Raw genomic sequence first — 13449 nt, forward strand, 5'->3', positions numbered from 1 at the left:
TCATATAGAAATTTGCTGAAACTGAAGATATAGCCCTACTACTTGTCGAAATTTTCCGAAATATTAAGGCAAAAATAAAACATGAGACATATATCTCATGTAAGTTAGATAATCTAGGTGTTGCAATCTTTAAGTAAACCAATTATAAGAAAAATTTAAAATACTGTCAACAGTTTTAATTATATGTAATATCTTTGTTATAATGCCTAGTACTTTTGTCAGGAGATAAAGTTTCTTCATAGGTAATAAGAAAGACTATCACCAAAGTTACTAGCGATAGTCTTTCTTATTAATAATATTATCTCGTCATTATATAGGTTCTACTAATATTTGAGTATTTGCGTTACTTCAAAATATCTATTAGTTGACTCGCTACATTGTTAGAGACAGCACTTGTCCCACCTAAAAGATATAGGTTTGGTTTAGTAGCAACATTATCTCGCAACCATTTTTTCATTTCGGCTGGTATAGTGTTGTTTTTAGTTAGTAAAATAGGACTGTTCAACTTAGTAGCAAGTGGTGAACCAGAAAGAGCATCCACTATTTGCATACCTTGGGCAAAAAATATCCTGCTAATTTTATTCAAATCATAATATCTTTCTACGATTTCAGTTGCTGTCGTATACCTTGTGGAACCAGAAATACGCTCTATGGAGTCTACTAAACTATCTAACTCTCCTAGTACAGCATCACTAACAGCATTTGTCCCACCGATAATAGTTACTTTACTAATATTATTTTCTTGAATGAAATCAATGACATGTTGATTTAATTTATTTTTCTTTGTTAATAATATTGGGATATTATTTTCTCCTGCATATGGAGCAATCGCCAATGCATCTGAGGAATTCTCATCACCTGTTGTAACAAATACCTCATCCATATCATCAGTTATATCCGAAACTTGATTCCCTATTATTGATGCTGTTTCATAACGGTTTGTACCAGAAATACGCTCAACATTAGATTCACCAACTAATTGTCCTAGAGAATCTTCAACTTCAGGTGAAATTGCTGCACTTCCGCCCAAAATGTAAACTTTAGAAGGGTTTAGTCTTGTAATCTCCTTTTTAACACTATCAGTTAGAGTATTGTTCTGCGTTAATAGTAATGGAGAATCTAACCCTGAGGCCAGCACACTACCTGTTAGGGCATCAATTGGTAAATCTCCTCGACCAATTACGACTGTAGATGGTTGATCCCAATGCCAGCCAAAATTGGATATACTAACACTAGTTTCATAGCGTCTGGATCCAGATAAACGGTACTTTTTCATATAATTTTGTAACGGGCTTAAATAACTAGATGCCACATAACCAGCTTGTCCTGAATCTGTTTCGATTGGTAACCAAACATATTGGTTAAATCTTGAATTTGTTCCAACAAATGAGCCAGTAATTGTTACTTTGGTACCTTTATTTAAACTACCAATGACGTTCCCTCCTGGAGCATCACGTAAATGAAGTCCATTTTCCGTTACATAAGAAATGTCCCCTTCTTCCAGTAACTGACTTGAGTAATTAAATGGACCATCTATTTGAAAATTCGTAGTATGGAATTTCAATCTTCCATTTTCTTCATATGGATCCAGTAAATGTGTTGGAAATGGGTGTATATCTAGTAACGTGAAATCTTGTATTCTTTCTAACACTTCTTCTTGATATGCCCCATTTGGAGAGAAAGGCTTCTCCAACGGGTTGTTTCTAGGAAGGAGACCATTATACGCCATAATAGCAAAATACCAGTTCTCGATTACCATTGGATCATTATCATTTATCTCTGGAATTAACCCAGCCTTAGAGTAATTCCACTTCTCTTTCAAAATTCGAATTCCTTCTTGGATATTAAATCGAATATCTGTTTTTAAACGTTCGATGTATTCTTCCTTCTCTGGACCCTCATCCATATAGATTTGGTCTGAGATTTGCATAATACCAATTCCGATACAATCATATCCAAGCTTCACATTCGTACCATCATAGTTCGAACAGTTTTGGACTGTTTCTGGAACAGTTTCCCAATAATGCTGCCAACCGCTCTCTTGATACGCAATCGCCTTCACTATTTCTGGTGAGACATTTGCTGCAATTGCTTCCTCGGTTAGCATTTCATTTACTTCATGATAAGGAAGATTTTCATTATCAGAGGCCATTTTAAATAGACTAAACCTTGGTTTTTCAATATCCTTTAGCTGTGTATCAGTCTCTACAACCCCTGTTTCACTCAAATTAAAAGTCTCTAGTACTAGTTTAGTAGGATCAGTTTTAACAGCACCATTTTCATATATTGGATATCTTACTTCAATCGTATGGTTGTTAATTTCTAAATGACCTCTATCGTAGGTCTCTGAGGTGAACAAGGATTTAACTTCTTCATCACCTAAACGTAATAACTCAAAGAATAATGCATTACTAGAACCATCATGCCTATAAGTAACAACAACCAACTTTTCGTTATTTACTTCTATCATTTGTACATCAGCGATTTTCACTAATGTAAGACTTTTTTGGAATGTTGCCTTTCCTGATTCTGTAATCTTAATGGACGACTCTACCCCATTATTAATAATTAATTCTTTAGTATCACTCAATTTATGCTTTGTTTCATCGGCGAATAAAGTTAATGGTGTTAAAAAAACTATCATGCTCAAAATTAATATTGAGAACGCATACTTATACATCTTCACCTGCAATTTCCTCCTAGTTGGTTAATTCTAAATATAAAGCTCTAAATGAAAAACCTTATCAAATCTATAAATCTTATTCTATCTGTAAACAAATTTACGGTCAAGGATATTAGAAATGTAGTCTTTACAAGGAAGCATCATTACATCCCAAGCATTTCAATCCAAATTTAGAAAACGGTAGATCAACACGTATATGATCCATATCCATTACACTACTGTAAATACCTTGACCAATTAATTTAAAATCAATAGTCATTCTCACCCTTGAGTAAATTTCGAATATTTGCTAGTCTTATTTAAGAAAAGCTTAGTGCACCAATCACACACGTAATAAACCCGGAGCAAAACATCTCAGATATTTAGAAAGGGGAGAATGGAGACTTGAGTCCATACATATTTGTACTCGCAGCAGTTTTAGCAGTCATTCCTATTTTAATTATTTTTAAGATTAATTTTGAAAAGGTAAAAGAAAACCCAGAAATCATTGGGCAGGTACAAACGAAATTTTTCACGGGTGCAGCAATTAGTGAAGCCATTCCATTAGTATTAATTGTGATGGGTATGGCAAATATTGAATCAGCGAATTCTATTAGCGAATTATACTTACCTGGACTAATTGTTCTATTATTAATGGGTTTTTCAGCATTTTTTGTCATGTTACAACGTGGTGTTGGTGTGCCTGAAGAAGCCAAACAACAAGCCAACACGTTTACAATGATTGGAATTATGATTGCAAATGCCATTCCAATTGTGTCTTTAGTTGGTTTATTTTTGATGATGCCTTAATATTAAATGAATCTCCAAAAGTCAGACTTACAATTCATACGAAAATGCCTGGTGGGTGGGTAACCACACCACTCGGGCATTTTTTTCTTTCATTACACTTCAATTCCATCTATAATATGTAGAGGTATTTTGGAATTAGAAAGAAGGGTTACGATGAATAACTCGAATGAAATTGCTAAAGTTTGTATGCTTGCTGGAAAAATAATGCTTGAATGTAGTGCAGAAACGTACCGCGTGGAGGACACGATGGATCGAATTGCTCGTGCATATGGGGTGAAAAATCCTCAAAGCTATGCGACACCTACCGGAATCAATTTTGCGATTGACCGTGCAGAGCAAGCTAATTTTATGCGTATTGCTAAGCGTACTACGGATTTATATAAAATTGCTGAAGTAAATAGCATCTCAAGAAGAATTGCTGCAGGAGAACTTACCATCCAAGCAGCAATCGACCATTTACATCAGTTAGACTCCCATTCGTTTTTTTATTCGAAGCGACTTCAAGTACTTGCTGCTGCATTAGTTAGTGGGTGCTTCACCATTATGTTTGGTGGAATTTGGGCTGATTTCATTCCAGCGTTGGTTGCTGGTGGGATCGGTTTTATTGGTTTACTAGCCTTTGAACGATTAGTTGAAATAAAATTTATCGCTGAATTTTTCGCTTCCTTTATTATTGGAATAATCGCCGTATTTTTTATTCAAACAGGACTAGGAGTCGAATTAGATAAGATAATTATAGGTGCTGTCATGCCACTAGTACCTGGATTGCACATTACGAATGCTGTTCGTGACCTCATGGCAGGACATTTAATTGCTGGTGTATCTAAGGGAGTAGAGGCATTACTAACTGCTCTTGCCATTGGTGCCGGAATTGCCATTGTCTTTGCATTTGTATAAAAATCATTACGTTTGAAAGAGGTTTCTTTTATGACAATCGTAGAACAACTGATAACCAGTTTTATAGCTGCTGCTGGATTCGGCATCATATTTAATGCTCCTAAAAATGCCCTTATCCAATGTGGACTTGTCGGAATGATAGGATGGATTCTATACTTTGTACTAGTACAACACGATATGGATTCCGTTCCTGCGACAGTCTTTGCGGCCATGCTTGTTGCAGTATTAAGCCATATTTGCGCAAGAATCTACAAAACCCCCATCATCATTTTTAGTGTTTCTGGTATCATTCCACTCGTACCAGGTGGTATGGCCTATGAAGCGATGCGTAATTTCGTGGAAAATGACTATGCCTTAGCTCTTCAGTTCTCTGCTAAAGTCATGCTTTTGGCAGGAGGTATTGCAATCGGACTCATGTTTTCAGAAGTTGCCAATCAAGTCATTCGAAAAATTGGAAAGAAAATCAGTCAGTTAAGAAAAATCAGCTAGAGTTATTTCTCCTAAAAATTTGTTTAGCAAATTTAGATAGCATTTCAAGCACCGGCTTCTTCCCACCCATCACTACACCAGCTATCTCTGCTAGAATATGCAATAAAATAAGCACAAAACCCATTATAATAAGGTTGACCGTTACGGTGGCATTAGAAAATAATACTGCCAAAGCTCCAAAAACTGCACTTATTGCATATAATACCAGTACTGTTTTACGATGACTAAACCCTGCAGAAAAGATTTGATAATGAATATGCTTCTTGTCAGCCATCATAATATTTTCCCTTTTTATTAGTCGACGAATAATTGAGAACATCGTATCAAAAATAGGAACAGCCAATACGATAACTGGGAGCACAAAACTAAAGATAGCTACATTCTTAAATAGCCCTAGAATTGATACAACAGCGATCATAAACCCTAAGAAATTTGAACCCGTATCCCCCATATAAATTTTAGCTGGATAAAAATTATGATATAAAAACCCTAAATTAGATCCGATTAACACAATACATAAATAAGCCACTAGTAATTGTGAATCGATGATAGCCATAATTAGTAGACTTGTTAATGCTATCGTTGATACCCCTGTAGCTAACCCGTCCAACCCATCAATTAAATTAATAGCGTTTGTTATTCCTACAATCCATAGTACCGTAATAAGCACACTTAAGAAGCCGAGTGGAACTACTCCAATAATCGGTAAAGTGATTTGCTCTATAATTAGACCACCTGAGATCAGGAATGATGCAGCAATGATTTGACCAGTCAATTTGATTACAGGTCGTATGTTATATTTGTCATCCAAAATTCCTGTGATTAAAATTGTCACTGCTCCAAAAAATATCTCAGGAAGATGCTCATGACTTGGTTGTAAATAAAATGAACCAATTAATGCACCGAGAAAAATTGCCAATCCACCTAATCTTGGAGTAACTTTAGTATGGATTTTACGATAATTAGGGAAATCGACGACTCCAAATTTAACGGATAATTTCTTGATTGGGTATGTTAATAGCCATGTAGATAATAAAGAAATTAGAAATGCTATTAGAAGCTTACTAAAAAAGTCCATGTTATTCTCCTAAAGTATTATATATTGTTATCTTTGCCTAAATTATAGATACACATAATGATTAAATGCAACTAATCTTAATTCTTTTATGAGGGTCAAGAAGTTACGATTAAAAAAATCCGGACTCACGGTCCGGATTTTTTGTGAATTATGCTTCTTTTTCTTTTTTCTTCCTTCTTGTAAACTTCCCTGTTAAATCATCGAATAAGGAGTAAACAACTGGGATCAACACTAATGTAAAGATAGTGGATACACCTAATCCGAATATTATCGTAACGGCTAATGGTTGTTGCATTTCTGCACCTTCACCTAGCGCTAACCCTAATGGCACCATTGCTAAAACTGTCGTTAATGTTGTCATTAAGATCGGTCGCAGCCTACTCTTACCTGCTTCAACGATTGCCTCAAATCGTTCCATTCCTCTTCGTCTTAAAATATTTATATAATCAACTAGAACAATGGAGTTGTTAACTACAATCCCGGCAAGCATGATAATTCCAATGAAACCAGGAATACTCAACGGTAAATCAGTTACGAACAATCCAAGCATTACACCTACAACCGTTGCAGGTAATGAGAACATAATAATGAATGGGAATAAGAAGTTCTCAAATTGAATAGCCATGACAGCATATACAAGGAAAATCGAGAAGATTAACGCCAATGCCAAATCAGCAAAGGATTCTGCCATATCTTCTGCCTGACCACCCATTGAATACGTGTAGCCTTCAGGGAATTGCATATCTTCTAAAATGGACTCAATATCCGATACAACACTTGCCAAGTCACGATCTGCAATATCTGTTGACACGTTCATTTGTGGCTGTTGATTTTGTCGTAATAAGGATACTGGTCCTTGTCTTTCCACAAATCCAGCAACTTCATCTAATGGAATCACTGCTCCAGTTGGCGTTTGGATTTTCATATCTTGTAGGTCATTGATGGTACTACGTTTTTCTTCTGGATACATTAACGTAACATCCATCTCTGTTCCTTCTTCACGATACTGAGTAGCCACTTGACCTGTAAATAGAAGGCTAATTTGGCTTAAAATTTGGTCTTGTGTTAGGCCATACATCGCTGCCTTTTCTTTATCAATTTCAATTGTCATCTGTGGGATACCTTCAGACGCAGCTGTTGATGGATTATGCACTCCATTTACTGTCGCAATCGTATCAACGACTTCTTCAGCAAGATCACGTAACACTTCATGCTCCGGTCCATTAAGCTGAATGGAGATCGGGTCTCCCATGCTCATTCCACCGTCCATGGCACCGACTGTAATTTCAGCACCAGCAATTCCTTGCAAGTCCTCCGTTAGGTCTTGAACAACTTCATTTGTTGATACATCACGTTCGGTTGATGGAATGAGTTGAATCGTATAGGAAGCGCCATTAGCAGATCCCATTCCCATGCCACCGCCACCAACACTAACAAAGCTGGTTTCTATGAGGTCTTCATATTCTACTAACTTTTCATTTACTTGCTCAACAAGCTTTTCTGTTTTATCAAGAGATGTTCCAGGTTCTGTTTCCACCTGAATTTGCATTTGACCTTGATCGGCACCTGGTATAAATTCTGCACCAATGAATGGAATTAAACCTAAACTCAATACAATCGCAAGGATCGTTCCACCCACGGTTGTTTTACGGTGTTTCAATGCCCATTTCAATACGCCACTATAGCCATTTCCAACTTTTTCAAGGAATCGATTGAACCAATAGCGACGTCCGTGATTATCCATTGCTTTAGATAACAACTTAGATGACAGCATTGGCACTAATGTGACGGCTACCACTAAGGATGCAATTAATGAAAAAGCAACGGCTAGTGCTAACGGTGTAAATAAATCAGACGCAATTCCTTGAACAAAAACAATTGGTAAAAATACAACCAATGTCGTTGTCGTGGAAGCAATTACTGCAGGAGCTAATTCGGATGCCCCTTTAATCGCCGAATCCACTAAATTATAACCCCGTTGCCGGTATGAATATATATTTTCCAAAATAACGATGGAACTATCCACCATCATTCCTAACCCTAACGCTAAACCACCTAGTGTTAAGACGTTTAAGGTTTCCCCTGTGAAATACATGAGGGTAAAAGTTGAGATAATAGCAATCGGAATCGATGCTCCAATTACAATAGTTGCTCGGATACTTCTTAAGAATAGAAGTAATACAAATAAGGAGATTACCCCTCCGATTAAAATATTTTTCACAACAGAGTCAATCGACATTTCTATGAATTCCGATGTATCAATAACAACCTCTAGTTCAACACCTTCTGGTAAATCAGTTGATAGATCAGCAATTCCATCTTTGACATTCGTTGCAACTTCCACCGTATTTCCATCTGTCTTTTTCATAATGGAAAGAACAAGAGACTGTTCGCCATTAACCAATGTCAATCCTGTGTCTTTTTTATAAGAATCATTCACATCTGCCACATCTTCTACATGAATCGTGGCTCCTGTTTGCGTTTGAAGAATCGTTTGCTTAATATCATCAATCGATTCAAAGGTTCCGGATACCCTAAGTTGTAGGTCCTTATTTCCTTTTTCAACGGTTCCAACTGATGCGGAGCGGTTTTGAGAACTCAATGCTTGCATAATGCTTTGGGCATTCACGCCATACTGCTGTAGTTTGGCTTCATCTAACACAAGCTGAATTTCTCTTGTTTTTGCTCCTTCTACAGTAACAGACGCCACTCCACCTTGACGTTCAAAATATGGCACAATTTGATCATTAGCCACATTCGTTAATGTCGCTGCGTCATCCCCAGTTAAGCCTACCCACATGACAGGCATTTGGTCTGGGTTAAAACGCATAATGTTCGGATCACCTGCTTGTTGTGGCAAGAACCCTTTGATTTGGTCGACACGCTCCCGTATGTCTAATAATGCTTGGTCAAGGTCAACCCCATTATTAAACATAATAAGGACAAGCGATGCACCTGATTGTGACTGGGACTGAATCGTATTAACACCCTCGACGGAACTTATGGATGATTCAATTGGTCGACTTATTAAATTTTCGATATCTTCTGGTGCAGCATCACTGTATGGTGTCGCCACTACTGCAATTGGTAAATCAATTTTTGGAAAAAGATCTACTGCTAAACTGCGGAGAGAAACGACCCCTAGCGCAATAATCGCTAAAACTATCATAATGACGCCGACAGGTCTTTTTACGGATGTTTTCACTAACCTCAACGCTTATTCCCCGCTTTCTGTTACTACTTCTATTTTCGTACCATCTGCCAATAATAATTGACCAGAAGTTACGACTTCATCCCCATCAGCTAGATCGCCTTCAATAGCTGATTCATTTGATTGTGTCTCTAATACCTTAATTTCTACTAATTTCACTTCATCTTCTGCTACTACATAAACAAAAGCTCCATCACTATTCTCAACAATTGCTTCTGTTGGAACAATCAACGTATCTTCTAATTTATTTACTTCAACGACTAATTCAGCAACCAACCCTGTAATGATTGCTTCATCATCATTATCAACGGATGCTTCAACAGGATATAACCCATTTTCCCCAGGCATTTCTCCTACTGAAGTAATGGAAGCTTCATATTCGTTACCATCAATAATGGCCGTATGCTTCTCATATTTACCTAAATGATTTCGCATGTCAGCTGTAACGGTAAAGTTCAATGTCATTTTTTCATTGTCCATGATCATTAAAAATGGATCAGAATTAGAGACTAAGTCTCCTTCTTCTGCTTCCAGATTAATAATTTTTCCTGATGCTGAAGCCGTAATTTCTTGCATTCCTGCTGGAGTGGCAATAGTTGCTAATACATCATCTTCCTCAACCACATCTCCATTTTTCACATCTAATTCATCCACTTCCCCTGGGTTTTGCAGCATAACAGGGGTTAGGCTATTTGGTGCAGTGCGCCCAAAGATTGATTTTTCAATCACAAGCTCCCCTTCTGTTACTTGAGCTACTTCAACCGGTACGTCTACTGGTTCTACTGATTCTGTTTCTTCCTCTTCTGTACAAGCAGCAAGAAAAATTGTTACAAATACAATTGCTGCTAGACCCTTCCATACGTTTTTCATCTGTTTTAAACTCCTTTATTGTAGTAATTCTATTTTTAATAATGAGGCTATTTTTTCGCAATCATCTCGTAATTTGCCATGTCTAGTTATATGCGCGAGTAGTCCTTGAATAACAATAAATTTCGGATTTTCTTCGTTTAATTCATTTGCGATTTCATCAACCACTTCATTTAACTGGGATTTTATCTTTTCGTCGATTGATAATATATTTATCTTTTCACGTAACTGTAATACAATGTTTGTTATATTTTGCTTATCCGTTGTGGGAGCACGCTCAACAACCATTAGGGGTTTCTCATCCCCATGCAGCATCCCTTCAACGGCATTATCTAACCGTTTGACGATAAAATCCCCAAGCCGTTTACGATCCAATTGAACTTCTTCTAAAACAATCCATTTAAAATAGCTACTCATTAAACCTTCTAGCTGAACAACACTATCAAATAAGAAAGGCTCAACCTTCTCACCATAGACACTAAGTACTTCTCCACGCATCCATTTATAGTTTTCTTCTTTCATTTCATGCATCAACGTGTCAGTTTTGTCGCTAATAGATATATTCTCTAAGAAAAACATCGTAATAAATCCTTTGTAGGTGTATATATAATCAGCAATTACATTAATCTGCTTGGCTAATGCTTCCTTTGATGATGAAGTTTCTAGCTTCACTTTTTGCATTTTTTCAGCAATTTGTGTTTGAAAATAGCTGATAGCTGTTGTAATAAAATCCTCTTTTGACTGAAAATATAAATAAAATGCGCCCTTAGAAATACCAGCTTGTTTGGCTATTTCTTGGATTGAAGTTGCGTGATAGCCCTTTTCAGCAAAAAGAGTTAACCCTGTTTCAATTAAATTCATCTTCTTTTCATTCATATTTAAATTAACACCCACTTTCTTATTACGACGTAAGGGGATATTTTGTTTCAGTAGATTTTTACAATTATTTTGACTGACCGGTCAGTCAAAAAAGACATAAAAAAATATCTCTGTGAAAAATTATACAGGGAGATAGAATAGAATAGCAACTATAAAGTAGTTATGGATATAGAAAGATCTTGGGGGAATAGATACGAATTCAAGGCTGCACTATCTGAATATATGAGTGATGTGTTTTAGGACAGCCTCAAATTCGGATATTTTTTGCACAAAATATATACTAAGAGGTATGGTACATGGGGAACAGTTTCTAGATGAAGAAAAAATTATGGTAATTTTGTGCGCAACTTTACTTTGGATCCTTATCTAAACGTATTTTAGGAAACGGAGAAAAACCTGGATACAAATTTCGACTCATTCTTGCTACAATCTTACTAGTTCGCATATCCTGCATTTCAATAGAGTTAATCGAATTATTGACCAATATTCCTGTATCATCATGAAAAGTGATATATGTTTTCGTACCCATTTGTTTATACTCCCTCATGTGAAAATAGGAAATCCAAGTACATTCTTCTTTTTTAGTTGAACATGTTGGAAATAGAAAGACACCTTGTTGTGGATCAACTGGTATTGGAATTTTATGTTTAATATTAAATATCATTTTAATGAACTTTCTCCTCCCATCTAAAGATGCTCCATTTATAATACAACTATGATCAATTAATTTTTCCGGTTTTTGTTTGTAATAAGTCTCTTCTCCTCCTTCAAGAATAATGGAACGATAATATGTATCATTCACTGTTAGAATTGCTTTCGTTTTTTCTGTGATTATAGGTAGTGTATTTATTGTCATCCCACCCTCCTTTCTTTTACACAATATTATACTAAAATGTCAAAATTTAGCAATAATCTTGTTTAAAAATGTTGAATTTTTTAATAAAAACACAAAAATCACATATATAACACGAATTTTAATCTCAAAAATCAACAAAAAATGGCAATCCACCTATTATCTAGGTCGACTGCCATTGCTTGAGCTATCAATTAGCTCCTTTATTATTCATCATTATTATTGTTTTCGTCTACAGCTCCATCTTCGCCAAGACCATCTTCTGTACCTTCATCACCAAGATCATCATTTTCGTCACCTAAGCCTCCATCTTCACCATTGCCTAGGTCGCCTTCTTCCATTAGTCCATCATCATTGTTTTGGTCTTGATCATCCATACCATCGTTCTCATCCATGCCACCCATATTATCATCATCTTGATTCAATGGTGCATCATCTTCCTCGACAGGATCTTCAATTATTTCATCAGCTGGATCATTCTCATCGTCAGTTCCACATGCTGCAACCAGTGATAATGCTAAAATAGGAGCACCTAGCTTAATTAACCATTTTCTTTCCATATTGTTGTATCCTCCTTTGTATGTTCACTTTCAAAAATAGCATTCCCTTTTTTCTCAATGTGATACATAACTTTAGGAGGTTATTCTCATAAATTGGTAAGAAAAGCGCAGAGCGCCCGCTTTGCGACGTAAGGACTGGACTGAGGCGTAGGAGATAAAGGAAACACGACGACCAAAGGGAGTCGATGTTGACTTATCGTACGGAGGCGAAGGAAGTCTCTCTAGTCGCAGGCGCTCGGAGCTAGACATCTCTGAATTTTCTTACCTTTTTTTAAAAATTATTGAATAGCAAACATAATTTCTGCTTCACATGCTACTTCACCGTTTACTGTTGCTACCCCTTTTCCTTTACCAATTGGGCCTTTTACACGTATGATTTCAACTTCCAATTTCAATTGGTCACCAGGCTTCACTTGCTTCTTAAACCTTGCTTTGTCGACACCAGCTAAAAATCCTAATTTGCCTTGATTTGCTTCCATTCCAAGTACTGCAATTGCCCCTACTTGAGCTAAAGCCTCGATAATAAGTACCCCAGGCATTACTGGATAATCCGGAAAATGTCCCTGGAAGAAAGGCTCATTGATTGTGACATTTTTTAACCCTACTACTCGTTTACCTTCTTCTACTTCCAACACCTTGTCCACTAATAAAAAAGGATAACGATGTGGGATTGTTTCTTTAATATCTTGAATATCCATAATTATTGACTCCTTTATATAGATTGAAGCTGGGACAAAATTATTTTAATGAAGCACAAACCCGAACAATGTTATGTTTGGTGAAAATCATCGCTACGTAAATATACTTCGCTTTCCGTGGGCGGCTGGTGAGCCTCCTCGTGCTATCGCACTGTGGGGTCTCACCGATGCCTTTGCTCCCACAGGAGTCTACGTATATTCCCTCCGCTAAGATAGCAAATTGTTCGTTTTTGGTAATAACTTTTTAGTTATGTCCCAGCTTCGTTTTTTCAAAAATATAACTTTCAGAGATGTCTCGTTCGAGCGCTAGTAGCTTTTCTTAATATTATATTTGCAAAAATGGGAAACTCAAAGTTAGAGCTAAGTTGATTTCCACTCCTGGCAGTCGCTTCCCGCGGGCACAGCCTCAGCCCCTCGCGGCAAAGAAGACACTGTGAAAGCGACC

11 protein-coding genes are annotated in these 13449 nt (G+C 36.7%); 3 read left to right on the plus strand and 8 right to left on the minus strand.

The genetic code is table 11. From position 1 onward, the window contains the following. Positions 1 to 343: 343 nt before the first annotated feature. Positions 344 to 2680 (minus strand): cell wall-binding repeat-containing protein, encoded by a 2337-nt coding sequence (locus tag BUB12_RS04025; protein WP_234982563.1) that lies wholly within the window; start codon positions 2678 to 2680, stop codon positions 344 to 346. A 387-nt stretch (positions 2681 to 3067) separates the two neighbouring features. On the opposite strand from BUB12_RS04025, the gene BUB12_RS04030 reads away from it, so the two are divergent. The 3 genes from BUB12_RS04030 to BUB12_RS04040 all read left to right on the plus strand — a co-directional run bounded on the left by BUB12_RS04030 (position 3068) and on the right by BUB12_RS04040 (position 4858). After that, the gene (locus BUB12_RS04030; protein WP_072888294.1) at positions 3068 to 3472 is read left to right on the plus strand and encodes a hypothetical protein; all 405 of its coding nucleotides are present in this window, start codon (positions 3068 to 3070) and stop codon (positions 3470 to 3472) included. Between the two features lie 153 nt (positions 3473 to 3625). Further along, complete coding sequence (locus tag BUB12_RS04035; RefSeq protein WP_072888296.1) at positions 3626 to 4369, plus strand: threonine/serine exporter family protein; 744 nt, start codon at positions 3626 to 3628, stop codon at positions 4367 to 4369. A gap of 30 nt (positions 4370 to 4399) precedes the next feature. Beyond that, positions 4400 to 4858, plus strand: coding sequence for a threonine/serine exporter family protein (locus BUB12_RS04040; RefSeq protein ID WP_200801016.1), 459 nt, complete (start codon positions 4400 to 4402; stop codon positions 4856 to 4858). Here BUB12_RS04040 and BUB12_RS04045 read toward each other — a convergent pair. The 7 genes from BUB12_RS04045 to fabZ all read right to left on the minus strand — a co-directional run bounded on the left by BUB12_RS04045 (position 4851) and on the right by fabZ (position 13004). After that, on the minus strand, positions 4851 to 5936 hold the full coding sequence (locus BUB12_RS04045) for a glycosyltransferase family 4 protein (protein ID WP_072888298.1): 1086 nt from the start codon (positions 5934 to 5936) through the stop codon (positions 4851 to 4853). The genes BUB12_RS04040 and BUB12_RS04045 overlap by 8 nt on opposite strands. 148 nt (positions 5937 to 6084) lie before the next feature. After that, on the minus strand, positions 6085 to 9150 hold the full coding sequence (locus tag BUB12_RS04050; RefSeq protein ID WP_072888301.1) for an efflux RND transporter permease subunit: 3066 nt from the start codon (positions 9148 to 9150) through the stop codon (positions 6085 to 6087). A gap of 3 nt (positions 9151 to 9153) precedes the next feature. Then, positions 9154 to 10017 (minus strand): efflux RND transporter periplasmic adaptor subunit, encoded by an 864-nt coding sequence (locus BUB12_RS04055; protein ID WP_072888303.1) that lies wholly within the window; start codon positions 10015 to 10017, stop codon positions 9154 to 9156. Positions 10018 to 10032: 15 nt separating this feature from the next. After that, positions 10033 to 10890: a TetR/AcrR family transcriptional regulator gene (locus BUB12_RS04060; RefSeq protein ID WP_072888305.1), complete on the minus strand. Its 858-nt coding sequence runs from the start codon at positions 10888 to 10890 to the stop codon at positions 10033 to 10035. A gap of 352 nt (positions 10891 to 11242) precedes the next feature. Next, positions 11243 to 11749, minus strand: a complete 507-nt coding sequence (locus tag BUB12_RS04065) for a competence protein ComK (protein WP_072888307.1) — start codon at positions 11747 to 11749, stop codon at positions 11243 to 11245. 203 nt (positions 11750 to 11952) lie between these two features. Then, the gene (locus tag BUB12_RS04070; protein ID WP_072888309.1) at positions 11953 to 12306 is read right to left on the minus strand and encodes a hypothetical protein; all 354 of its coding nucleotides are present in this window, start codon (positions 12304 to 12306) and stop codon (positions 11953 to 11955) included. Positions 12307 to 12584: 278 nt separating this feature from the next. Continuing rightward, positions 12585 to 13004 carry a 3-hydroxyacyl-ACP dehydratase FabZ gene (gene fabZ, locus BUB12_RS04075; RefSeq protein ID WP_072888311.1) on the minus strand — a complete coding sequence of 140 codons (420 nt, stop codon included), beginning with the start codon at positions 13002 to 13004 and terminating at the stop codon, positions 12585 to 12587. Positions 13005 to 13449 lie beyond the last annotated feature (445 nt).

It is taken from the genome of Ornithinibacillus halophilus (genome assembly GCF_900129485.1).
Taxonomy (GTDB): Bacteria; Bacillota; Bacilli; order Bacillales; family Amphibacillaceae; genus Ornithinibacillus; species Ornithinibacillus halophilus.